This window comes from Lacrimispora xylanolytica, assembly GCF_026723765.1.
GTDB lineage: Bacteria > Bacillota > Clostridia > Lachnospirales > Lachnospiraceae > Lacrimispora > Lacrimispora xylanolytica.
Genome location: NZ_CP113524.1, coordinates 2,861,993 through 2,885,093, shown reverse-complemented (window position 1 = coordinate 2,885,093; position 23,101 = coordinate 2,861,993). Strand labels below are relative to the sequence as shown.

23 protein-coding genes are annotated in these 23,101 nt (G+C 40.6%); 19 read left to right on the top strand and 4 right to left on the bottom strand.

Annotated elements, in window-relative coordinates; genetic code table 11:
• Window positions 1-190 precede the first annotated feature (190 nt).
• Window positions 191-1,831, bottom strand: coding sequence for a DUF2207 domain-containing protein (locus OW255_RS13570; protein WP_268114347.1), 1,641 nt, complete (start codon window positions 1,829-1,831; stop codon window positions 191-193).
• Between the two features lie 278 nt (window positions 1,832-2,109).
• Between OW255_RS13570 and OW255_RS13565 the strand changes: the two genes are divergently transcribed.
• The 12 genes from OW255_RS13565 (at window position 2,110) to OW255_RS13510 (ending at window position 15,788) form a co-directional block, all read left to right on the top strand.
• Window positions 2,110-3,150, top strand: a complete 1,041-nt coding sequence (locus OW255_RS13565; protein ID WP_268114346.1) for a PQQ-dependent sugar dehydrogenase — start codon at window positions 2,110-2,112, stop codon at window positions 3,148-3,150.
• 88 nt (window positions 3,151-3,238) lie between these two features.
• Window positions 3,239-4,186, top strand: a complete 948-nt coding sequence (locus OW255_RS13560) for a metallophosphoesterase (protein WP_268114345.1) — start codon at window positions 3,239-3,241, stop codon at window positions 4,184-4,186.
• Window positions 4,187-4,468: 282 nt separating this feature from the next.
• On the top strand, window positions 4,469-5,275 hold the full coding sequence (locus OW255_RS13555; protein WP_268114344.1) for a nitroreductase family protein: 807 nt from the start codon (window positions 4,469-4,471) through the stop codon (window positions 5,273-5,275).
• Window positions 5,276-5,346: 71 nt separating this feature from the next.
• Window positions 5,347-5,931, top strand: a complete 585-nt coding sequence (locus OW255_RS13550; RefSeq protein WP_268114343.1) for a TetR/AcrR family transcriptional regulator — start codon at window positions 5,347-5,349, stop codon at window positions 5,929-5,931.
• A 432-nt stretch (window positions 5,932-6,363) separates the two neighbouring features.
• Entirely contained in the window at window positions 6,364-7,005 is a 642-nt protein-coding gene (locus OW255_RS13545; protein ID WP_268114342.1) for a hypothetical protein, read from the top strand.
• An 11-nt stretch (window positions 7,006-7,016) separates the two neighbouring features.
• Window positions 7,017-8,180 carry a sodium ion-translocating decarboxylase subunit beta gene (locus OW255_RS13540; RefSeq protein ID WP_416861595.1) on the top strand — a complete coding sequence of 388 codons (1,164 nt, stop codon included), beginning with the start codon at window positions 7,017-7,019 and terminating at the stop codon, window positions 8,178-8,180.
• A gap of 130 nt (window positions 8,181-8,310) precedes the next feature.
• Window positions 8,311-9,384 (top strand): AI-2E family transporter, encoded by a 1,074-nt coding sequence (locus OW255_RS13535; protein ID WP_268114340.1) that lies wholly within the window; start codon window positions 8,311-8,313, stop codon window positions 9,382-9,384.
• A 369-nt stretch (window positions 9,385-9,753) separates the two neighbouring features.
• Window positions 9,754-10,668 (top strand): non-reducing end alpha-L-arabinofuranosidase family hydrolase, encoded by a 915-nt coding sequence (locus tag OW255_RS13530; protein WP_268114339.1) that lies wholly within the window; start codon window positions 9,754-9,756, stop codon window positions 10,666-10,668.
• A 113-nt stretch (window positions 10,669-10,781) separates the two neighbouring features.
• The gene (locus OW255_RS13525; protein WP_268114338.1) at window positions 10,782-13,424 is read left to right on the top strand and encodes a glycoside hydrolase family 127 protein; all 2,643 of its coding nucleotides are present in this window, start codon (window positions 10,782-10,784) and stop codon (window positions 13,422-13,424) included.
• 103 nt (window positions 13,425-13,527) lie between these two features.
• The gene (locus tag OW255_RS13520) at window positions 13,528-13,800 is read left to right on the top strand and encodes an HPr family phosphocarrier protein (RefSeq protein WP_024835238.1); all 273 of its coding nucleotides are present in this window, start codon (window positions 13,528-13,530) and stop codon (window positions 13,798-13,800) included.
• A gap of 11 nt (window positions 13,801-13,811) precedes the next feature.
• Window positions 13,812-14,522, top strand: a complete 711-nt coding sequence (locus OW255_RS13515; RefSeq protein ID WP_268114337.1) for an MBL fold metallo-hydrolase — start codon at window positions 13,812-13,814, stop codon at window positions 14,520-14,522.
• Between the two features lie 204 nt (window positions 14,523-14,726).
• The gene (locus tag OW255_RS13510) at window positions 14,727-15,788 is read left to right on the top strand and encodes a bifunctional transcriptional activator/DNA repair enzyme AdaA (protein ID WP_268114336.1); all 1,062 of its coding nucleotides are present in this window, start codon (window positions 14,727-14,729) and stop codon (window positions 15,786-15,788) included.
• Here the strand turns inward: OW255_RS13510 and OW255_RS13505 are convergent.
• On the bottom strand, window positions 15,783-16,646 hold the full coding sequence (locus tag OW255_RS13505) for a sigma-70 family RNA polymerase sigma factor (RefSeq protein ID WP_268114335.1): 864 nt from the start codon (window positions 16,644-16,646) through the stop codon (window positions 15,783-15,785). The two genes, OW255_RS13510 and OW255_RS13505, sit on opposite strands and share 6 nt — an antisense overlap.
• 101 nt (window positions 16,647-16,747) lie before the next feature.
• The gene (locus tag OW255_RS13500; protein WP_024835242.1) at window positions 16,748-17,317 is read right to left on the bottom strand and encodes a 5S rRNA E-loop-binding protein; all 570 of its coding nucleotides are present in this window, start codon (window positions 17,315-17,317) and stop codon (window positions 16,748-16,750) included.
• 430 nt (window positions 17,318-17,747) lie between these two features.
• On the opposite strand from OW255_RS13500, the gene OW255_RS13495 reads away from it, so the two are divergent.
• From OW255_RS13495 to OW255_RS13470, 6 genes are all read left to right on the top strand, one after another.
• Window positions 17,748-18,329, top strand: a complete 582-nt coding sequence (locus tag OW255_RS13495) for a PadR family transcriptional regulator (protein WP_268114334.1) — start codon at window positions 17,748-17,750, stop codon at window positions 18,327-18,329.
• Window positions 18,310-19,065, top strand: a complete 756-nt coding sequence (locus OW255_RS13490; protein ID WP_268114333.1) for a 4Fe-4S binding protein — start codon at window positions 18,310-18,312, stop codon at window positions 19,063-19,065. Before OW255_RS13495 ends, OW255_RS13490 begins: the two co-directional genes overlap by 20 nt.
• A 1-nt stretch (window position 19,066) precedes the next feature.
• Window positions 19,067-19,549: a flavodoxin family protein gene (locus tag OW255_RS13485; RefSeq protein ID WP_268114332.1), complete on the top strand. Its 483-nt coding sequence runs from the start codon at window positions 19,067-19,069 to the stop codon at window positions 19,547-19,549.
• A 293-nt stretch (window positions 19,550-19,842) separates the two neighbouring features.
• Window positions 19,843-20,877, top strand: coding sequence for a methyltransferase (locus tag OW255_RS13480; protein ID WP_268114331.1), 1,035 nt, complete (start codon window positions 19,843-19,845; stop codon window positions 20,875-20,877).
• On the top strand, window positions 20,870-21,322 hold the full coding sequence (locus OW255_RS13475; RefSeq protein ID WP_268114330.1) for a MarR family winged helix-turn-helix transcriptional regulator: 453 nt from the start codon (window positions 20,870-20,872) through the stop codon (window positions 21,320-21,322). The genes OW255_RS13480 and OW255_RS13475 overlap by 8 nt, the downstream gene beginning before the upstream one ends.
• A gap of 69 nt (window positions 21,323-21,391) precedes the next feature.
• Window positions 21,392-21,607: a hypothetical protein gene (locus OW255_RS13470; RefSeq protein WP_024835248.1), complete on the top strand. Its 216-nt coding sequence runs from the start codon at window positions 21,392-21,394 to the stop codon at window positions 21,605-21,607.
• Window positions 21,608-21,831: 224 nt separating this feature from the next.
• Here OW255_RS13470 and OW255_RS13465 read toward each other — a convergent pair whose 3' ends face one another.
• Window positions 21,832-22,554, bottom strand: coding sequence for a ferric reductase-like transmembrane domain-containing protein (locus OW255_RS13465; RefSeq protein WP_268114329.1), 723 nt, complete (start codon window positions 22,552-22,554; stop codon window positions 21,832-21,834).
• A 195-nt stretch (window positions 22,555-22,749) separates the two neighbouring features.
• On the opposite strand from OW255_RS13465, the gene OW255_RS13460 reads away from it, so the two are divergent.
• Complete coding sequence (locus tag OW255_RS13460; protein WP_024835250.1) at window positions 22,750-23,052, top strand: DUF3892 domain-containing protein; 303 nt, start codon at window positions 22,750-22,752, stop codon at window positions 23,050-23,052.
• Window positions 23,053-23,101 lie beyond the last annotated feature (49 nt).

The following is a 23,101-nucleotide window of genomic DNA, read 5'->3' as shown; positions in this document are numbered from 1 at the left end:
ATATTTTCCATTGGAGCAGGAGCGGGATATATGATTTTAACTCTGTATCTTCTAATTAAAACAGTCCGAATCTTAAAACAAGAGGAACTTAAGTCATGATGCTCAGTTCTGATTGGTAAATAAAAAATGCAGGCTATCGATTCCGTTAAGGAAGATAGCCTGCGTTTTAGCGTTTTATACTTTATCTCATTTAACGGCTTCCTCCGCCACCGCCTCCAGAGAAACCGCCGCCTCCAAAGGAACTGGTACCGCCTCCCATACCGTTTATATTTGAACTGGGAGATGCAGTGCTGGAGATATGGTTTGTCATAGTCATAAGGTAAAACATGCTGTAGGAATTACAGCCATATCTTCCAGCGAAATAATCGAAATGGGAAGGATCAAGGGCTTTAAAACGTTTTAAGACCTTATCACCAATACCAAACAAGGCAGCGATTACAAAATAATCTCCCCAAAGCTGTCTGTCTGCCTCTTTGTCTTCTTTTTGCATAATCATCTTCAGGAGATATTTTTGAAGTCCCAGTATCCGTTTTGCCTGCTCAAAGCCGGAAGCAGTAAACAGGACAGCTCCCTTCTCACCGGCAGCCGCTGCGCCTGAGCGGATTAATTCCTCTTCCCCTTCCTGCTTCACTGATTCCTCCCAGGCATTAAGCTTATCATAAAGCTCTTCCCCTCTTTTTTCCAGGTCTGAAATCAAAAGAATTCCCGTGGCATCGGTGCCATAACTTAAGATATCGTATAGTGAACGCTCTAACTGGGAGTCAGGTGTTTTATCCGGATAAAACACGATAGCTTCTGCCTTCTGTTTTTCCATATGAATATAGCCAGTTTCCTGCCAACGAATGAAATAAGCACTGATAAGCTTATCAAAGGAAATGTTCCTGCGAAGCAACTGCATCGTAGAATAAACAGCAGGGATACTGCCGCCGAATGGAATGGAGTAATTCACCTCAATTTGTTTCATACCTGAAAGCCGAACGGTACTACCATCTGCCAGCTTATATCTGGAAGCGAAGAAGGAAATTAAGAAAATAATGATAATGATAGCCGCCGCTACTATCGATAGGGCAATATATAAAGCGGTATTTGAGTTATCATTATCTGCTGATTTCTGCAGAGCTTCAAATGTCATATTTGCTTTGGGGGCCTGAGGGAATAATTCTTTTTCAAAGCGGGAGAGAACATTTACATAATCGTTATTCCCCAATGATTTGGAAGAAATAGCGGTAAGGGTGCCATTATCTGCGATTTTTACCTCACCTTTAAAGCCATATCCCCAGATGCGGGCATTGTCTTCTGTTAAGCCTGTATCCGCCATTTTAATCGTAACATGGACAGATTGAGGAGGGCTGGAAAGGTCGGAGATAAACTGGTGATAAAATCCTGCGTAATCTCCATAATTTTTTACCAATCCATCGATGGTATATTGAATGGTGTATTGATGGTCACCATAGCTTCCAATTCCCCAGCAGAGCTCATATCCATCAGAGGTTTTTAATATGCCGCTTTTGCCCGCCTTTTCCTCTCTGGATAATTTTGTGTTCCAGTCATCCAGAGTTTTAAACTGCGTTCCAGTCTCATCCCATACCATAAGAGAGTGGACGCTCATACCTTTCATATTGTTAAGTGCCTTGTAATATTCCGTGCCGCTTGAGACTCCTCGCACATCCCAGACTTCCCTTATCACTGCAGAACCATCCCGTTGAAGAGTGGCCTCCACATCGATGGCTGGTATTGCGTCCTCTTTGGCATACACGGGACTTACACCCAGAACTAACAGCATTGTGAGCAATATGAAAAAGATATGGAATCTTTGTTTACTTAACTTCATAAGCATTCTCCTTTCGAGTCATTGTTCTTTTCTATGTTTAGGCATACCCATTATGTAAGGAATGAGCCGCTGCTGCCTATGCTTTAGTATAACACATTTTTAACGGACTTAATATTTATCTGCCTTAATACCTCACATAGAAATCAATATTTTCATATAATGATAGGAAGAAAATGGTAGGTAATACCATGTTTATAAAGGAAGATGACATGCTTAACGGGAGATTTCAAACATTGAGCCAAAGGAGAGTCGGGTACCAGAAGGAGAATTATGTCTCTTTGGAGATAACTGAGAATCAAAATGATATCTCCCAGATACAGGCCATTGCAGAGAACTTAAGAATCCCATGGGCCGTAGAGGTCAGTGAAGACGGAAGGTTGTTCTTTACAGAACGCACGGGAAATCTGCGTGTCATAGAAAATGGTATATTAAATCCAGTAACATTGTATACATATGGCCCGCCCTTTGTAAATAGGGGAGAAGGCGGGCTTATGGGGCTCGCGCTGGATAAAAATTTCCTGACGAACGGATATATGTATCTGATGTATACCTATGAGGATCAGGGGGCAATTTACAGCCGTGTGGTTCGTATAAGATTAGGGGGAAATACCGTATCCGAGGAGAAAATTCTTCTGGACCGGATTCCGGCAGGCTTAATTCATAATGGCGGACGGTTAAAAGTTGGACCGGATGGATATCTTTATATAACCACCGGAGATGGGGGAGACCGGAATCTTTCCCAGGATCGAAACAGCCTGGCTGGTAAAATTTTAAGAATTGGAACCGATGGAAGCATTCCTTCTGACAATCCATTTCCAGATTCCCCGGTTTATGCCCTGGGACTTCGAAATCCCCAGGGGCTTGCCTGGAATGACCAGGGGATACTGTTTGCTTCCGAGCATGGAGACAGGACTCATGATGAAATCAACATCATAGTACCAGGGGGCAATTATGGCTGGCCTTTGGTTACAGGCGTCGGGGAAATGCCAGGGAATGATTTTATTTCGCCTGTCCTGGAAAGCGGGGAGGATACCTGGGCTCCGGCAGGAATCACCTTTGTCACCAGTGGTCCCAGAAGCGGTCAGCTCCTTGTGGCAACACTTCGTGGAAATGCACTTGTGGCCATCACGTTTGACGAATCAGGAACCCAGGCAGTTCATGTGGAGCGGATACTTAGCGGTGAGTTTGGACGGCTGAGGGATGTCTATCAGGCCATGGATGGTTCTATATATGTTACTACCAGTAACACAGACGGCAGAGAAGTGCCTAATCCGGGGGATGATAAAATACTAGAGCTTCATTCATTTATTTCATCATAAATTTTCTATTTCCTTTTATCTCCTTATCATCCGTATAAAACTCAGGATATTTCTAAATACTATAAAGAAAAAGAGATCCGGAGCAAATATGAGAGCGAATAAGAGAGCAAATAAAAGACTGACCAGGGCATTTAAACATGCCACAAGAATACCATTTGATTCTAATTCAAAATTTATATTCTTTAGTGACTGCCATCGTGGAGATGACAGTGTTTCTGATGAGTTTATTAGAAATCAGAATATATTTTTACATGCTTTAAATTATTATTATAAAGAAAATTACGTCTACGTAGAGGTAGGGGACGGGGATGAATTGTGGGAGTATAAAAATTTCAGTGTGATCCGCCTTGCCCATACCGATGTGTTTACAGCCATCAAAAAGTTTTTTGATACCGGGCGTTTTATCATGCTGTATGGCAATCACAATATTTATTTAAAATCAAAGCATTTCGTAAAAACGAATTATTATGAATTTTACGATGAATATAATCAGAAGAAGGTGGATTTGTTTAAGGGCCTGGAGCCCAAGGAGGCCTTGGTCCTTCAATATAAAAACAACAATCAGAAGATATTGGTTCTCCATGGACACCAGGGGGATATCATGAACGACCAGTTTTGGTTCATCTCCATGCTGTTACTTCGTTATCTGTGGCGGTATCTTCATCTGGTTGGCTTTGATAACCCCACAAGCCCTGCCCGCAATCTATTTAAAAGACATAAAGTGGAACGAATTTATGACGAATGGATACGGAGGCGCAGGGTTATGCTGATTTGCGGTCATACCCACAGACCTAAATTTCCAAAGGCAGAAGATGTCCCATATTTTAATACCGGATGCTGCACCCGCACACGAGGAATCTCAGGCATTGAGATTGTAAACGGTGAGATCTTGATGGTTGACTGGAGAATCGCTGCGGATGAACATGGGGGACTTCAAATTCTTCGTACGGTTGTGCGGGGGCCAATACCAATTGAAGCCTTCGACCGAAGGCAAAAAGGCCGTTCCGGAGCTGGTAAGAAATATGAAGATCATTAATGGTGTGGTAATCTGATTAGTATTTTAATAAGAGGTAAAAGGAGGCAATGATAAGATGCATTGTCTTCTTTTTCTTTTATCCCAAATCAAAACAATAAAAAATACTTGACTAGTCGTTCTAAAAAAGATATACTAAGCATAAATTGTAGAACGGTCATTCTATAATTAGAAAACATCAGTTGTGCGGCTGATGATTGGTACATAAAGATTAGACGAAGAAGTGAGCACGTGTCGGTGATTTTTGAAAAAGATAATAAATAAAAAGATAAGGAGTAAATCAAAATGGGTTTAATAACAGTAAATGAAGAGAAGTGTATCAAATGCGGGCTCTGTGTAGAGGAATGTCCAACGACGGTAATAAAGATGGAATCAACAGGTCCGGTAGAGATAAATGGTGGTTCCTGTATTGCCTGCGGCCATTGCGTGGCCGTTTGCCCAAAAGACGCTATGGACAATGAGAAGTCACCCCTTGGCATGCAAACCGAGATAGGGGATATGACAAAATTAAATCCAGAAGAGGCTAAGAATTTTCTCCGGTCTCGTCGTTCCATTCGTACCTTTAAGAGTAAGCCCGTAGAGAGAGAGAAACTGATTCAGCTTGTAGATGTAGCTCATCTTGCACCTACAGCCAGTAATTCACAAGGTATTTCTTTTTTGATTATCGATGATAAGAATATGATTGAAAAGATCGTAGAAGAATGTATCAACTGGCTGGAGAATCATCCCACCTGGAGTAACTATTTAGGCTCTTTAATAAAGGAATACAGAGAAACTAAGGTTGACAAGATTCTAAGAGATGCCCCCAGTCTTATTTTATCCTTAGCGAATAAAGATCATTATGTGGGCAGAGAAAGTTCGATTTTTTCATTAACTTATCTGGAGTTATACGCTCCCTCTTTAGGCTTAGGATCCTGCTGGGCTGGGTTATTGGAGTTATGTGCCCTTAGTGAAGATTCTCCGCTTAATAAGCTGTTACATATTCCGGAAGAAAAGAAGATAACAGGCTGTGTCATGGTAGGATACCCAAAGAATAAATTCAAACGTTTTACAGAAAGACAGCCGTTATCCGTATCATTTTTCAACGATTAAATGATATTTTCCTGAAAATACTTGGCCGTTCGTTCTATAAATGTTATGATGTAAAAACAGGAGGTAGGGCAATGGGACGTAACAAGGAATTTGAGGAAGATGAGGTTCTTAAAAAAGCCATGGAATTATTTTGGCTTCAGGGATATGAGAAGACATCAATGAGCGATTTGGTCGAGCATATGGGAATTCATCGAAAAAGCTTATATGATACCTTTGGCGACAAGCATTCGTTGTACTTAAAAGCCATAGACTGTTATAGCTTAAACACCTCAGAAGCATTAAACTGTGTGATCTCACAGGCAAAGACCGCCAGGGAAGGAATCAAAAATATATTTAGTCTTATGATTGACGGCACTGAAGAACACCCATGTGGTTGCTTTATTGTTAATGCAGTTACTGAGATGGCAATGCGGGATAAGGAAGTAGATGAAAAGGCAGAGGAAGCACTTGCGCAATCAGAGAGACTCATGGGAGAACTGATACGAAAAGGGCAAAAGGATGGAGAATTTTCATGCAGCCTCAGTGCAGATTCCCTGGCTGAAATTCTTCATAGTACTTTACTTGGCGTTCGGGTTTATGCCAGAACATCGGGCAGTAGAGAAAAGCTACACGGTTTAGCTGATAATTTTCTATTGCTATTAAAAGGCAATCATTAATATGTATTAATATAAATGCAAAGAGGCCCTGACAGGATACCATGTCCTGTTATGGCCTTTTGTTACTTTCCTGGCTTCGATAGTGCTCTCAGCAAAAAAAAACAAAGAACAGAGCCAACGATATGAGGATGGCTCTGTTGAACATTGTACGAATGTGGCTAAACATTCATTAACACTATACCATAGTAAAGTGAATACATCAATCAATAAATTGTATTTTTATACATAATTAGAAAACTTATCATTTTCGGCATAATAATTACCAAAAAAAGGATATAATCCATAATAATATTGTTTATATACACAGTATTCCTTAAGAACCCTGATTTTACGGCACTTAATGGCTGGAGGGCTTGCTCTTATCATCCATTCTATGTTACTATTAAAGTGGGTGCATTTTTTTAAATACAAGGCATGAATAAAGGAGAAAAAATGGAAGACAGAGCTTATAGTGTTTCGTTAACTAAAAATCCCCTCATATCCATGAAGGTAATACCAGGACATTTTACTACCAATCACTTTCATATCAGTCATTATCTTGATGTCAGTGAATTAAAGACCAATGCTGTCATAGCGAAAGATGTGGCAAGGGAGCTGTCCATACCGTATCTGGCGAATGTTTCAGTGGATACCATTGTCTGTATGGAGGGAACTGAAGTAATTGGCGCTTATTTGGCAGAAGAGCTTATGCAGGAGGGAGTAGGTGTCATTAACACCGGGAAAGAAATCCGGGTATTAAAGCCGGTGATCAGTGCAAACGGTAAGCTGTTATTTCAATGCAACGTCCAGCAGTATATCAGAGACAAGGAAATTGTTTTGCTGGTGGCCTCCATTTCCAGTGGTACGACGATTGGCCGCGCTCTGGATTGTATCACGTATTATGGAGGGGTAATCGCAGGGATCTCTGCTTTATTTAACGCATACCCGGCAGGTGATGAACAGGTAATTCATTCCATGTTTACAAGGGAAGACATTCCTGGGTATCAGGTATACAGTATGGGGGAATGCACGATGTGCAGGGAAGGCCAGAAGTTAGAGGCCATTATCAACAGTGAAGGCTATACAAATATCTAATAAAGTAGGAGATGATACTATCGATGTTCTTAAATAAATTTCTTTCTAGTCTTAGTTTCATGCATCTCACCGTACCTCAGTTTGTTATGGTAGTACTTGCGTTATTTCTGGCTTACTTAGCAATAGAAAAGAAATATGAACCCTTATTGCTTCTTCCCCTGGCATTTGGTATGGCCATAGCAAATCTCCCTTTATCCGGCTTGTCCGCACACGATAAGGGCGGGCTGCTTTATTATTTATATCAGGGAATTTCTCTTGGAATCTATCCTCCACTGGTCTTTTTGTGTATCGGAGCCATGACGGATTTTACACCTCTCATCTCATCACCTAAGAGTGCACTCATAGGACTTGGAGGACAGCTTGGTATCTTTGCAGCTTTGGGAGGAGCCTTGCTGGTGGGAAAGGGACTTTCTAGTGTTGTACCGGCATTTGACGGATTCAGTTTACAGGAAGCAGCAGCCATTGGTATTATCGGCAGTTCTGATGGACCGACCTCCATCTATACGGCTGAGCTTCTGGCACCCCAGCTTTTGCCTGTTATTACCATAGCGGCATATTCTTATATGGCCCTGGTGCCTCTGATTCAGCCGCCCATTATGCGTATGCTTACCACGGAAAAAGAGCGGGTCATTGTGATGCCGGAGTCAAAAAGAGTGACACGCCGTCAAAAACTGATTTTTTCCTTTGGTATTACATTCGCCACGCTGCTAATCGTACCGGCAGCAGGAACCTTAATTGCCATGCTGATGCTAGGTAATATCATCAGGGAAAGCGGTGTGACAGAACGATATGTACGGACCTTGCAGAATGACCTGCTGAATATTTTGACACTGCTTATTGGTATTTCCGTAGGCTCTACAGCTACTGCAGATAGAATTATCAATCCTCAGACGATTCTCATAATCTGTCTTGGACTATTCGCATTTGCCTTTGGTACCGTAGGCGGAGTCCTAATTGCAAAGCTGCTATGTAAAATCACAGGCGGTAAGGTTAACCCTCTTATCGGTAATTCAGGGGTATCTGCCATGCCTATGGCAGCCCGTGTTTCCCAGAAGCTTGGTCAGGAATACAATCCCCATAATCATCTGCTCATGCATGCCATGGGGCCGATTGTTTCCAGCACCATAGGTTCTGCCCTGATCGCAGGTATTTTTATTACCTTTTTCGGGCCGTAATTAAATAGTCAGGAGGTTCGTTATTTTAGATTTTCTCAACAAAACAACAACAAAACGATTTTTATCCAGATTACTGCTGGCCATCTTAGTTATTATATCCTATAAAATAATCATGAACGTATCAGGCGTTATGAGCTGGTTAAAAGCTGGGATGAATATATTAATGCCATTTTTCTATGGATTCATCATTGCGTATCTGCTGAATATTCCCTGTTCTGCTTTGGAACGAAATTTCAAGCGATCTAAATCTGTGTTCTGGAAGAAGAGAGCAAGGTCAGTCAGTATCTTAATTGTGTATGTTTTATTAATTGTTATCATTAGCATAACAATGAACATCATTATTCCGTCCCTTCAAAGGAATATCACGGATTTTATCGTTAATTTTAACACGTATTACAACAATGCAATCACAGCCATCAAGCAATTGCCCATTGAAAATACCGAGGTCCTGGATACGATTTTAGAAACGGTGACCAGTAAAATCAGCCTCAAAATCCTGTTAGAAAGTATAGGGCTTACCAATATTTTATCATCTTTAAATGTTGTGTTTGGTCTCACTTCCGTTATTTTCAGCAGTGTGATCGCCATCATCACTTCTATATATTTATTGGTGGAAACACATAATTTCAAGAATTATATGTCCCGTGTTTCCAGACTTTTTCTTCCAAGGAAAACGAGAGAGGTGATTGGTAAGTACGGCAATATTATAAGCGAAAGCTTTAAGAAATTCATTGCCTGCCAGCTTTTAGATTCCTGTATTCTTGGCATAATAACCACCATTGAATTTTCCGTTTTAGGATCCAGGCATGCAGTGGCCTTAGGCATGATGCTGGCGATTCTTAATATAATTCCTTACTTTGGTTCTATATTCGGTTCCATCATAGCGGTCATCGTAGTCGCCAGCACCAATGGCATTGGCACTGGCCTGATCACTGCAGTGGTTCTATTAATTACACAGCAGATTGATGGAAATGTGATTCAGCCTAAATTAATGGGGAATTCCTTTTCTCTTAGTCCGGCTTTGATCGTCATTGGCATCTCCATAGGCGGATCTGTAGCAGGGGTCTGGGGGATGATTTTGGCAATTCCAATCGTAAATATAGTAAAACAGATCACGGATGATATGATTGCAGCCAGAGAGGCAGCTGTTTTAGAAGCTGAAAGATATGCAGATGCAGACATGCTGCAACATGAAGATATATAGGATTTGGATTTGACTCTTAAAAAACGTGCCGGGGAATGTTCTACTCCGGCTTTCGGCAGGATAAATATATGGCCCTGACCCGCATGATTTTAAGCAGGTTAAAAACAGAAAAAGCGGTTGCACTTTCAGGCGGTTTACGACTAAGGTGCAGCCGCTTTTTTGTTAACTGAATCTTTTTTTCATAGCGGCATACTATATTAATTTGTTCATTTTTCGTTCAGAGGGTAAAATGGAGCCCTTTTGAAGTGGCTGCATAAACTGGTAGAGGGAGGTGGTTAATCAGAGTTTAACAAGAACAATAATTCACTGTCTAAAGAAAGATGGAATGTTTCCGGGCAGAAAACTGAATTAAAGGGAGATCGTATTTTTATGAAAAAATCAATGAGTGCAACAGCGATAGCAAACCCAACATGGTATGTAGATGAGAGAGTTATTTTCCATGGCCAGGCAAGACCTTATGATTATTATGGTGCAAAAGATCCTACCATCGTGTATTATGGAGGTAAGTATCATGTATTTTATACTGGCGCCAATCAGGGCGGTGGCTGGCAGATGCTTTATACGTCAGCATCCACCCTTTCAGGCCTTAAGAATGCTCCCCGCACCTATATGAGTTCTATTGGAGAGAACTATTTTTGTGCACCTCAGGTATTTTATTTCGAACCAAAGAAATTATGGTATCTGATTTATCAGGATGGCACATTTGGTGCAGCGTATGCCACAACATCAAATATTGCAGATCCTAAATCCTGGTCAGGACCAAAATCCTTAGGCATGTCAGGAAATATGGGTTGGGATTATTATGTTATTTGTGATAACTCCTATGCATATATGTATAATACACCAAGTGATGGTTCTGGAAAATTGTATGTAAGAAGAACTTCACTCGCTAATTTCCCTAACGGCTGGGGAGCTCCATCCGTTGCATTAGGGGATACCTTTGAAGGCGCAAACGTCTATAAATCCTTAGCAGATGGTAAGTATTACCTGACGATTGAGGATCAAAAGGATGGACGTTACTATGAATTATGGACATCCAATAGTGCAGGAGGACCATGGAATAAGGTTGCTGAGAAGTGGGCGTGGAGAGGTAATTTAAGCTACAAAGCAGACAGATGGACCACCAATGTATCCCACGGTGAAATTATCCGTGCAGGCTATAATCAGAAGATGGAAATAAACAATATAGACCGAGTTGAGTTTTTGATTCAAGGTACGAACAGCCTGTCAGGGCCTTATCAGCAGATCATCTGGGATTTAGGAGTTATCAGAAATTACAAGTGATAACAGGACAGGCCTGAAAAGGTCCGGATTTTGATAATAAATCACCCGGCGATAAAACGCCGGGTGATTTATCATATAAAGGTAATCTAAAATTATTATGGTGGGAGGAAACTATGTTGTTTGAAGAAGAAAGTGTTTCAATTATGTCAGAGGGTTCCGGTTTGAATGAGTTTGATATGGAGCAGGTGATTATTACAGATTCCTATTATGTGAATGCCCTTGAAAAGGATTTAAATTACATTCTTTCTCTGGATGTTGACCGTCTCCTGGCAGGCTATCAGGCTGTTTCAGATGGAAAGGATCCTAAAAACACATCAGGCATTCATTTATACGGAGGCTGGGAAGGCGGCTGGAGCTTATTAAGGGGACATACTCTGGGGCATTACCTGACTGCCATGGCCCAGGCTTTTAAGCAGACAAGAAAAAATGATCCCAGCCGGAATGCACAGATCAAACAGAAGCTGGATTATGCCATAAGCCAACTGAAAAAGTTTCAGGATAAGAGCAAAAATGGTTATTTATTCGCGTCCTTTGAAGTGCATTTTGATATTATTGAAGGAAAAGCCACAGGAGATAACTGGGTTCCGTGGTATACCATGCACAAACTAATCGCAGGTCTTGTGGATGTTTATCGTTATGAAGGAAATGCAACTGCCTTATCAGTTGCAGAGAGGCTGGGGGATTGGGCCTATAAAAGAACCTCTGCATGGGACCGTTCTCTTCAAACGAAAGTGCTGAATGTGGAATATGGCGGAATGAACGATTGTTTATATGAGCTTTATAAATATTCGAGGAATCCTAATCACTTGGCAGCCGCTCATAAATTCGATGAAGATTCCTTATTTACTGCCATCGGAAGCGGACGGAATGTACTGGAAAACCTCCATGCCAATACTCAGATTCCGAAATTTGTTGGTGCATTGAACCGTTATCGTACCCTGGGAGGAAGTGAAAGCTTTTATTTGAATGCAGCCGCTCAGTTTTTTGCTACTGTAGTAAGAGATCATACCTATGTGACCGGAGGAAACAGCGAGAATGAACGCTTCCGGGCACCTTTAAAGCTGGACGCCACAAGAAATAACATTAACAATGAATCCTGTAATACCTACAACATGTTAAAGCTTGCAAGAGAATTATTTAAGGTCACCGGGGATGTAAAATATGCGGATTATTATGAGAATGCATTTATCAATGAAGTCATGTCAGCCATCAATCCGGAAACAGGAATGACAACTTATTTTAAACCCATGGGAACCGGATATTTTAAGTTATTTGGAACGGAAACAAATTCATTCTGGTGCTGTACCGGCAGCGGGATGGAGAATTATACGAAATTAAATGACAGTCTTTATTTTTATAGTGGCAATGATCTATACGTAAATATGTATATAAGCTCAGAACTGAATTGGATCGGGAAAAACTTCTCACTTACCCAGAATTCCGATATTCCACAATCTGAGAAGGCAGTATTTACTATAAATACAGCACCAGGGTCCGCAGTTACCATTAAATTCAGGGTGCCCTCCTGGATTGCAGAGGGTAAAAACATTACCATTAAGATAAATAATACGGTATTCTATGGGGTAAAAAAGGATGGGTATGTGGATATCAGCAGAGTCTTTCGGTCTGGAGATCAGATTGAACTCAATCTTCCCATGGAGATTAAGGCATCAAGACTTCCTGATAATAAACAGGCAGTTGCTTTCCAATATGGACCAGTCGTTTTAAGTGCAGGCCTTGGAACCGAAAAGATGGTATCTGCATCTCATATGGCATCTGCAAAGGCAACCATACCTGATGGCGTTATGATAAAAGACTATATTTTAATAAAGGATACATCTGTAGATGCATGGATTGCAGGCTTAAAAAACAATCTGGTACAAAAGCCAGGAAAGTTTGAATTTACCTTAAGAAATACAGATGAAGACAACCGGTTAAAATTCACCCCCCATTATAAAAGGTATACTGACCGGTATGGGATTTATTTTATATTGTCAGCCATTGATTCTCCGGAATTTCAGGAGAGTATCAAAAACAGCAAGAACGCAGCCAAAAAACTAGAAGCGACCATTGATGAAGTTCAAGTCACCAACGATCAGCATGAATTGGTCCATAATTTACAGGGCAATTCCTCTGGCGGTTCCTTTGGCGGATATAATTACCGCCATGTCCATGGAACAGCCGATGGGCAGGGCTGGTTTAGCTATGATATGAGCGTCAATCCCTCGGTGACCAACTATATCAGTGCAAAGTATTATAGCGGTGATGCAGGAAGAACCTTTAATGTATTCGTGGATAATCGTCTGTTGGTGCAGGAAACGATACAGGCGAAAACCCCCACAGGCTTTTATGACGTCCGCTATCAGATTCCTAAAGATTGGCTGAATGGTAAATCCAAAATCACAGTGAAGTTCTCCAACCGGGGAAACAGCTATGTTGGAGGTGTATTTGATACGTTATCCATTCTAAAGGATTATAACAGCAATGCCAGCTTAAAAAGCATTACAGTAAATGGAACAGAAGCTGGTTTATCAGAAGACTCCTATAAAAGCTATGTAAATAGAGATGTGGAATACGCGGATTTAAAATTCACGCCGGAACGCAGTCATGCTCTCGTCTATGTGAATAATATTTTAATTGATGATACGGCTGTCAGACGGGTCACTTTGACCTCAGATACAACTGTATTCGAACTTAAAGTTGTTGCAGAAGATGGAAATACGAAAACATATACATTAAGTATCATAAAAGCATAAGGTGGACTTTACAGATACACTATTTCTATATTATACTTTTAATATTGAAACCAGAGGTGTTTCTATAGAAGCAGCTGTCATTTCAGGTAAAAGGAGAAAAAATATGGAGATAGTTACTGTAACTGTAACAAACCCATTTGGTCTGCATGCAAGGCCAGCCAGCCTTTTGTCAATATTTATCAAAGACTTTGCAAGCGATATTATGGTCTATAAAAATGGAGACTCTTCCGGGAAGATCAATGCGAAAAGCGTCCTTTCCGTAATGGATCTAAATGCATCTATGGGGGATGAACTGACCTTTGAAGCTTGTGGAGAAGATGAGGAGAAAGCAATCCGGGCAATTGAAGGATTTGCAAAAAACGGTTTCGGAGAATAGGAGATAAGGGTATGAGACTGAAAAAGTTAACAGAACATATTTTATATACGGAATGCGATTCCAGCAGCGATCGTCCTGTATTAGGATATATTAATGGGGAAAAGTTTTCTGTTATGATTGACGCGGGGAATTCAGCAAACCATGTGAGAGAGTACAATTCTCTGATTGAAAATCATGGACTTAAAAAACCGAAGTACTGCATTATTACACATTGGCATTGGGATCATACCTTTGGTATGCATGCTCTGGAAGCAGAAACAATTGCACACTTTAAAACAAGTGATGAGTTGGCAAGAATGTCTTCCTGGGTCTGGAATGATTTAAAGATGAAGGAGCGGCTGCGAACCGGAGAAGAGATCCCATTTGCCGATGAGCATATAAGGGCGGAATATGAAAATTTAGATGAGATTAAAGTAGCACCTGCCGTTTTGACCTTTGCTCAAAAAATTGTAATCGACTTAGGTGGAGTTACCTGTGAATGCTTGCATTTAACATCAGCTCATAGCGAGGATTCCGTGGCAATATTAGTACCAGAAGAAAACATTATATTCCTTGGGGATGTCTACAATGATGATTTTTATCAGAATCATTACAGGGATTTGGAGAAAACAAAACTGCTTTATGAGGAACTTAGTGCGATACCGTTTGAGCTTGCAGTGGTAGGTCATAGTGAACCTGTAAGGAAAAGCGAAATTCTTAACTTTCTTCAAAAATTTTTATAGGGCTTTGGGTGAAGAAAAGAACTGCCGACTATTATTTAGCCGGCAGTTCTTTTCTAAAAATAGATGTTCATTTTTCGTATGCAAAAGGAAGAAAAGGTCTTTATAATGTGAATTATAATTACAAGAAACAATTAACAATAGTAATGATATGATAAACTGGACTGCAGATTATATTCTGCTTTTGAATTTTTAAGAGGATGAACGATGATAGAAGATGAGAAAATCAAAAAGAAATATTATGATGCATTGGTAAATAAAGATGCCAATTATGACGGTATATTTTTCGCAGCCATTAAAACAACAGGCGTATTCTGCCATGCCACCTGTCCGGCAAAAAAGCCCAAATATGAGAATTGCCTCTTTTTTCAGGATGCTCAGTCCGCTTTACTGGCTGGTTTTAGGCCATGTAAACGCTGTAACCCTCTTTCCTATCCCCATGAGTTATCCCCTCTTGTGAAAGAGATCGTATCCATGGTGGAACAAAATCCAGAAAAGCGGTGGAAGGATGAAGACTTTAAAGTGCTGGGGGCACACCCCGCCACTGCAAGGCGGCAATTTAAACAGGCCTATGGTATGACCTTTGTCCAATATGCCAGGGCCAGACGAATGGGGCTTGCCCTGCAATCCATCCGTTTAGGGGAAAAGGTCATCGATGCTCAGCTTAATGCTGGTTATGATTCAGCCAGTGGATTTAACGATGCCTTTTCAAAAATTATGGGAAATCCACCAATTAAAAAAGGAGAGATTAACGTGCTGTACGCCAAATGGATCAATACAAAGCTTGGTCCCATGCTGAGTATTTCTGATGAAGAGTTTCTATATCTGCTTGAATTTGTTGACCGGCGCGGATTGGAGCGGGAGATTGAACGTTTAAGAAACAGGCGAAAGGCCACTATATTACCCGGAGAAACTAAGATATCAAGGCAGATAGAGGAGGAGCTGAACCTGTACTTTGAGAATAAGCTGATTCATTTTCAGACCCCTGTCTTTTTTTTAGGATCTGATTTTCAAAAGAAAGTATGGAATGCATTACTTAAAATTCCGGCAGGAGAGGTATCCACCTATAAAAAAATAGCATCTGAAATCGGCACTCCTGATGGTGTGAGAGCCGTAGGTAATGCAAATGGAGCCAATCAGCTGGCAATTATAATACCTTGTCACAGGGTGATTCAGACCAGTGGAGAGATCGGTGGCTATGGCGGAGGACGGGAGCGGAAACAATGGCTTCTGGACCATGAACAGAACTTTCATAAGGAAGATTTATAAAAAATCCACCAGGTATTTGCTGCGTTTTGCCACGCGAAGCCTGCCTAAGGCCCTGGTCTCAATCTGCCTGATACGTTCTCTTGTTACACCAATATGGTTTCCTACTTCCTCCAAAGTATGAGGGATATGTCCATTGAGTCCAAATCTCATATTTAATACGATCTGCTCCCTCGGATTTAAAGACGATAATTGCTTATTGATTTCTTCTTTCAGCATAACATCTGTTACACATTCTTCGGGAGATGTAATGGTTTTATCTTCAATTAAATCACCTAAAAAGGCTGAATTATCATCACCAATGGGAGTATCAAGTGAGATAATGGATGCAGAATTTAACATAATCTTGTCTATCTTTTCTACAGAAAATCCTGTCAGATCAGACACATCCTGGGTGGTAAAGAATCCTTGCTCATGATCCAGCTGACGCAGAGCGAGTTGGACCAGGTTCACGTCATCTTTGTAATGTACCGGTAAACGAATGGTACGGTCCTGGTCTGCGATTCCCCGAGTGATTGCCTGCCGAATCCACCAGGTAGCGTAGGTGGAAAAACGATATCCCAGGGAATAATCATACCGTTCCACCGCTTTCATAAGGCCGATGTTTCCTTCCTGAATTAAGTCAAGTAAGGTCAAGGATTGTACATAGGCCTCATGTTTTTTTGCAATGCTGATGACAAGCCTGAGATTAGAGCTGACAAGTCGGTTTTTCGCTTCCTTATTTCCCTGGGCGGAAAGTTTGGCGAGCTTTAGTTCTTCCTGCTGTGTCAGCAAAGGGGATTCACCTGCTTGCAATAAATACATTTTAATAGAATCGTCTGTATAGGTATCGGGTTGTTTTGTTTGAATTGCTGCTTGCATATGACTCCTCCTTCTTTCTGAAATAAAACACAGAGCCTCTCATGTCTTATGGCAAATCGACAATCAAGGCTCCTATGGAATCCATCATTTCTAAGTATTCATTATCCAGCTGCTTCTGCTTCTTCCTTTACAGCGGAAGATCTCTTTTCCGATATTCTTAATATAATGCTGTCTGCATCCACCTGCAGATCAATGCTGTCATTCATGAATTCGGGAATATCTGCGACTGTTATCGTTGTTCCAACAGCCTTACCTTCTAAACTTATTGTAACTGTATCAATCATATCCTTTGGTAAAGAGGCGTATGGGATTTCCATTAGCATTTTATCCAGGATACCAGTAACAACATCACTGTTTTCCAAAATGATGTGTGCCACACTGTTAACTTTTGTCTGTGGGTCCAATGCCTGAAAATCAATATGCTCTACTTTACCATTGGCAAAGTATTTATCCTTGATCTGTGTGATTATGTTCTGGTCCTCTAAATTAAGTTGAACCTTGCTTCCCAGTCGTAATTTTCGAAGCAGTTTGTCGGCAGTTCTTTGTTCCATCTGGATTGAGATAGAATCGGTGAGTCCGCCTCCATATACACAGCAAGGTACAATGCCTTTTCTTCGCAATTGCTTTGCCTTTAATTGATCATTACGTTTCTCTACAGTAATAATGTCCATTGTGATCCTCCTTGTGAATTGTATGGTATAAAAGGCCTGTTACTGAAAAAGAAGGGCCTTCATTGTCTCATCATAAAATGAAACGAACAAAAGCCCTTCTTCAACAGACGGTTCTTTTATATCCAATTGTTTTTAGTATACCATATATATAAAATAAAAGCAAGTCTATTTCGGAAATCGTCTGTATTTTGGGTAAAAATATAAAAATACATAAGAGAAAAATCAGTTTTTTTTTCTGCTGTAAGTATTATTTGGTATCAGCTTTTTATTAGCTGCACTTATGATTTATGTAAGGAGACTTAGATTATTTTACAAGTGATTAACGTGAGATATCTTTGGCTGGCAGCTGGAATATTCAGCTCATTCATTTTGCTTGACAGATATATCATTATAATATATTATGATGATATATAAAGAGTGAGGTATAATAATGAGAGAAAACACAGGAAAATCCAAATATGTAATGCTGGGAATGCTTGCCCGCATGCCTTTGACAGGTTATATGATTAAGAAATGGCTGGAGAATGAGTACAGTCATTTCTGGCAGGAAAGCTATGGGCAGATTTACCCCACCCTTAAAAAGCTTGTGGAAGAGGGGCTTGCAGTCAGCTCTGAAAGTTCAGAACGGAGAAACGGCAGAGGCCAGATTTTATATACCATTACAGACGCGGGTAAAAAAGAGCTTTCTGACTGGCTTTCAAAAGAGCCCGAGATCGAGAAGCTAAGATATGAAATACTGCTTAAAATTTCTTTTGGCGACAATACCACGAAAGATGTGCTTCTCGGTCATCTGGATGAATTTATTCAAAGGAATGAGAAACTCATTAAGGATATGAATGGTTACATAGAAGAGATTGAAGGAGCCAGCGGGCTGGATTTTGACTGCTCCTACAGCAAGCTGACAGCACTTTGCGGAATTCATATCTATACTGCTATGAAAGCCTGGGCCATAGAAGCAAAAGACATCATTGCCGCGAAAGGGGAAAAAGACCATGAGACAAAGAATCCGTAAAGGCATACTTGCATTTTCCATGTTAATGTTTCCCCTTACCTTTTTCCTGTTATCACCCTATGTCATTATTTTGTCTGCCTCCACAGGGGTAATCAATGGCAGTGCCATGGTTTTTGGTTCCCTTTTTCTGTTCTCTTTTTTATTCAGCCGCATCTATTGTGGCTGGCTCTGCCCTGGCGGAGCAGTCCAGGATATGATCTCTGGAGCTAACAAAAGAAACTGGAATAGCAAAGGGAAAAACGTATCAAAATATATTATCTGGGCGGTATGGTTTTCACTCATTCTATTACTCTGGATGAAACATCTTCCCTTAAAGGGAGATTTTCTGTTCTTATATAAGTTCGATGGGCATTATATCATGATATATACCATTGTTATGACGATTATTTACCTGTTTGCAATTAGTACGGGACGGCGGGGAATGTGCCACAGTCTTTGCTGGATGGCTCCATTTATGGTGATAGGAGAAACCGTATCCGATTTTCTCCACATCCCAAGGTTTCGGCTAAAACCAAAGCCCGATGCTTGTGTTTCCTGCGGAAAGTGTACAAAAGAATGTCCTATGGGATTAGACATTTCCCGGATGGTAAAGTCCGGGAACACGGATTCCACGGAGTGCATTAGTTGTCTGGCATGTGTTGATATCTGTCCGAAGCATGCCATCGGTTTTGGAATTTCTCAAAAGAGAAGCCATTCGTTAGAACAAGAAACCATTCTTAGAAAGAAGGAGAATTAGAATGAAAGCTCTGGTGGTGTATTTTTCATTTGAAGGCAATACGAAATTAGTTGCTGAAAAGATTTCTGAAGCAATCAAAGGCGATCTGGTAGAACTAAAGACCAGCAAGGTATATCCAAAGGAAGGCGTGGGGAAATTCTTTTGGGGTGGAAAAAGTGTTCTTTTCGGGGAAGAACCGGAGCTGATAAACCCACCTATTGATATGGGTCAGTATGATACCGTTATCATCGGCACCCCAGTTTGGGCAGGATCATTTGCACCGCCTATTAAAAGTCTGATCAGCCAATATCATATAGCAGGAAAGAGGATCGGAATATTTGCCTGCCATGGCGGGGGAGGCGCTGCAAAATGCTTTGATAAGCTAAAGAAAGCCCTTCCTGGAAATGAGTTCCTCGGTCAAATAGATTTTGTGGAGCCGAAGAGAAAGTCTGAGGAAAACTGCCGGAAAGCATTCACATGGGCCAGCGGTTTTAGCTCCTTATAATCAGATTCATCTGATTGGTTTGTAATATATTCTGTATAAGTCTGTTGGAGAGAAGTTGATGTAAAAAAATATAAAACCGAGTAACATCGGTTTTATATTTTTTTTGGAATATTATAAAGGACAATCATTTTTCCAATTGGTCATATGTATGCTTGACATACAACTCTTTCTATTGTATACTTGGCATACAATTAGGTTAGTTAAAACTAACAAAACGATACTTGTTACCTATAAAAAACAAATGTAAGAAGTGTTTTGGGTCATATAAATGCACATAATAAAGGAGTGGAAAAATGGTGAAACCACAATTAAATCCCGGTCAATATTACAAATTGCTTCATCAAAAAAGAGTCACAGAGCTTTTTTTATCTGGTCTGCGCCTTCACATATTTACAGAATTAGAAGGATGGGAAACTCCAGCTTCCGTGGCAGCGAGAACAGGCCTTAACGAGCGCAATGTCTCCCTGTTCTTGAATGCCCTTGCCAGCATCGGAATGCTCGAAAAGGATGGGACACGCTTTTGCAATACCCCAGAGAGCAATGAATTTCTAAATGAAACCAGTCCCCTTTATCTGGGGGAATGCCTCTTGTTCCGGGAGAATATGATGTCACTTCATAGTATTGACGAAAAGGTAAAAAACGGTCCTGACATCCAGACACTTCATCAAAATATTGGTGCGGAGGTATACGATTTTTGCGAAATGGCAAAGGTGACAGTTCCTGAGATGTACACCGGCAGAGTCCAGTCTCTCCTTGCCGCAGTGAAAGAATTGTTCATAGACCGGCAGCCAGGTAAGATTCTTGATTTGGGAGGCGGAAGCGGAGTATTTGCAATGGAACTGGTTGCTGCATTTCCGGAGAGCAAAGGCGTGGTATTTGAACACCCCAAGGTGACAGCTTTACCCAGACGTCTCATAACGGAGCGGGGCCTAAGCTCCCGGATTGAAGTCATGGAGGGGGATTTTAATAAGGATGGAATTGGTGAAGACTATGATTTAATTATAGCATCCGGTGTACTGGATTTTGCAAAGGATTATCTGGATTCTTTTCTTGAAAAATTAAAACATGCGCTTTCGGCCAATGGCTACTTATATATCGTCACCCATGAGGTGAGTGAAGATTATCAAAATCCGCCAGAAAGCATCCTTGGATGGCTGTCCAGTCATTTAGATGGTCTTGATCTTCTTTTGACAAAGAATACCATAGAACAGGCCCTTATGAAGCATGGCTTCCATTGCATGGAAAAGCGGGATGTCGGTGGTATGTTTAAAGGCTTGCCGGGGAAGTTCTATCAGGTAATAAAGGAAGAGGAACACCAGGATGATTGATAAAAAAACTTTGGTGGTCAATGATTTTATCCGTTTGACGGAGCGGGTCGCCAATGGAAAAATGAATGTTTTAAATTTCGGGTCAGAGGATATGACCTTTTACCGGGGAGAAATTCATATGATTAAGATGGTGGGAGATTATCCTGGTATCTTCATTTCAGAAATGGCCAGAAATTTCAGTATAACCCGGGCAGTGGTAGCCAAGACCATTCATAAGCTGGAAGAAAGAGGTCTGATTCAAAAAGTAGAAGATGAAAACGATAAAAAAAGACTTTGCCTCTATTTAACAGACAAAGGAAAAGAAGCGTATCAGCTCCATCAGGAGTATCACAAAAAGTATGACAGCCCATTGTTTGATTACCTTGACAGCTTAAATTCAGATGAACTGGAACTGATACAAACGTTTTTAAAACATGCCAATGATTTAGTGGGTCATCATTTCTAACATTGGATTATCTCCCCAGCATACTTTCCTTGAAAATACAGAGACTATGGAAAGACAGGAGGTATTATCATGGCAAAAGCAGGAATGAGAAGACCAAGTCCCTATGATTCCAACAATCATGGAACAGAGAATCATGAAAAAATGCACCGTCCCCAAAATGAACAGGCTAAGGTGCCGGAGATTCAGGGAGCTGCAAAAAATGGAAATGAAAAAGCCGGCCCCATTAATGCCCCCAACTGGGCTAGAGACGATTATAAAATGGGAAATAAGCACGACGGCAAATAAAAAAGGAATAAAGAAAAGCGGCTGACACTTAGCCGCTTTTCTTTCTATCAGTTATATTAATAAGCAAGATATGGACATGGAGGGATCGGCAGAACCCTTTGGATCCTGCCGACTGAAGTATGAAAAAGTATATTACGAAAAGGTTCGTCGCCTCTTGTGATATTTACTATATCTGGAAAATGTGACAGGATTTTGATAAAAGTGTGAAGAGATTGTGAAAGGGTCTACGTTCTTACTTTGTCCAGACGATATTTTCTGATTCTCAAAATAAAATAACCTACAAAAACAAGGGTATAAATCACAACAGACAGAATGTAATTCACCTTATAAAACATACTAAGTTCTGAGGCAGGATCAAAAGATTCGATGACCGTGGGAATAAAGAGGACCATTAGATATATGTAAAGAAGGGCAAACCAGGGATAGGCAAGCCTCTGGACATTCTTCCATACCTTAGGTTTCATCTTTCTTCGCACCTTTATAAAAGACGTAACCATCAATATAATCATAATCGTAAATAAAGGGAGGGTGATGATCAGAGCTATGATTCCTCTAAGATCCAGTTCCTGAGGATTATTGATCATAGTTGGTATGTAATAAGCTCCATAGGCAAAGGAATGAGCTAAGGTAATGAGACAGGCGATGATGGATAAATACCCTCTAATGGGCATCAAAGCCTTAACGATTTTACTTTTTCGATCCAAAGCGCCAATGTACATAACAATCACAAATAAAGCAGTAGCAAAGGCACCTCTCCAGAATACAGAAATGATGTAGGTATAAGTCCATTCAGGAAAAACGGTGTAAAGATTCATGATCTTGTAGCAGGCACAAAATGCTATGATTGCTACGGAAAGAACGTAAAAAACTCCTGGGTGTTTTTTGATTGCACCTTTGCAAAAACACACGAAAACAAATGCTTCCAATAGTGCGATTAAAAATATCATTGATTTATTTTCTCCTTTAGGATGTTGCAGTTATACGCTGCGGATTAGTGTTAGTCATAACTAACAGAATAGGTATAACACATGCATAATCCACCGTCAAGTATTTTATTTGCAAAATTGTACCTGAATAATTCAAGCTGGATTTGAAACACTAAAATGTAAAGAAAGTAAGAAAAAAGACAGGAGGGAAATATAATGGAGGACAACAAATTCAGTGGTACAGCAAACGATCTTCCCATGATGGCACTTAGCGATATTCCAGTCCCAAACGCAGATGCAAAGCAGATAGTTGCGCTGGTAAAGGAAAGCGGACGGGTTACCGGATACAAGCTTTCTGATGGAAGAGTCCTTAACAAAGAAGAAGGTGTGGAGCTTGCCAAACAAGGCGGCATAGAGGGAGTGGGAGTCTCCTCCAGGAATGGGAATGAGTATTTAAAATCTCTCCCAGATGGCAGTGAGAGCAATAATTTAAGCAGCTTGCCATCCGTTACAAATTAAAACTGGAAATTAGTAATAGTGAATAGTAATTATTTGAAATTCAAAAAAA

Coding starts and splice junctions, on each gene's coding strand:
- OW255_RS13460 (WP_024835250.1), top strand. CDS start 22,750: ATGGAGGACAACAAATTCAGTGGTACAGCAAACGATCTTCCCATGATG.
- OW255_RS13540 (WP_416861595.1), top strand. CDS start 7,017: ATGATACTATCGATGTTCTTAAATAAATTTCTTTCTAGTCTTAGTTTC.
- OW255_RS13475 (WP_268114330.1), top strand. CDS start 20,870: ATGATTGATAAAAAAACTTTGGTGGTCAATGATTTTATCCGTTTGACG.
- OW255_RS13510 (WP_268114336.1), top strand. CDS start 14,727: ATGATAGAAGATGAGAAAATCAAAAAGAAATATTATGATGCATTGGTA.
- OW255_RS13505 (WP_268114335.1), bottom strand. CDS start 16,646: ATGCAAGCAGCAATTCAAACAAAACAACCCGATACCTATACAGACGAT.
- OW255_RS13490 (WP_268114333.1), top strand. CDS start 18,310: ATGAGACAAAGAATCCGTAAAGGCATACTTGCATTTTCCATGTTAATG.
- OW255_RS13560 (WP_268114345.1), top strand. CDS start 3,239: ATGAGAGCGAATAAGAGAGCAAATAAAAGACTGACCAGGGCATTTAAA.
- OW255_RS13520 (WP_024835238.1), top strand. CDS start 13,528: ATGGAGATAGTTACTGTAACTGTAACAAACCCATTTGGTCTGCATGCA.
- OW255_RS13545 (WP_268114342.1), top strand. CDS start 6,364: ATGGAAGACAGAGCTTATAGTGTTTCGTTAACTAAAAATCCCCTCATA.
- OW255_RS13480 (WP_268114331.1), top strand. CDS start 19,843: ATGGTGAAACCACAATTAAATCCCGGTCAATATTACAAATTGCTTCAT.
- OW255_RS13515 (WP_268114337.1), top strand. CDS start 13,812: ATGAGACTGAAAAAGTTAACAGAACATATTTTATATACGGAATGCGAT.
- OW255_RS13525 (WP_268114338.1), top strand. CDS start 10,782: ATGTTGTTTGAAGAAGAAAGTGTTTCAATTATGTCAGAGGGTTCCGGT.
- OW255_RS13530 (WP_268114339.1), top strand. CDS start 9,754: ATGAAAAAATCAATGAGTGCAACAGCGATAGCAAACCCAACATGGTAT.
- OW255_RS13485 (WP_268114332.1), top strand. CDS start 19,067: ATGAAAGCTCTGGTGGTGTATTTTTCATTTGAAGGCAATACGAAATTA.
- OW255_RS13500 (WP_024835242.1), bottom strand. CDS start 17,317: ATGGACATTATTACTGTAGAGAAACGTAATGATCAATTAAAGGCAAAG.
- OW255_RS13465 (WP_268114329.1), bottom strand. CDS start 22,554: ATGATATTTTTAATCGCACTATTGGAAGCATTTGTTTTCGTGTGTTTT.
- OW255_RS13570 (WP_268114347.1), bottom strand. CDS start 1,831: ATGAAGTTAAGTAAACAAAGATTCCATATCTTTTTCATATTGCTCACA.
- OW255_RS13535 (WP_268114340.1), top strand. CDS start 8,311: ATGAGCTGGTTAAAAGCTGGGATGAATATATTAATGCCATTTTTCTAT.
- OW255_RS13555 (WP_268114344.1), top strand. CDS start 4,469: ATGGGTTTAATAACAGTAAATGAAGAGAAGTGTATCAAATGCGGGCTC.
- OW255_RS13470 (WP_024835248.1), top strand. CDS start 21,392: ATGGCAAAAGCAGGAATGAGAAGACCAAGTCCCTATGATTCCAACAAT.
- OW255_RS13550 (WP_268114343.1), top strand. CDS start 5,347: ATGGGACGTAACAAGGAATTTGAGGAAGATGAGGTTCTTAAAAAAGCC.
- OW255_RS13495 (WP_268114334.1), top strand. CDS start 17,748: ATGAGAGAAAACACAGGAAAATCCAAATATGTAATGCTGGGAATGCTT.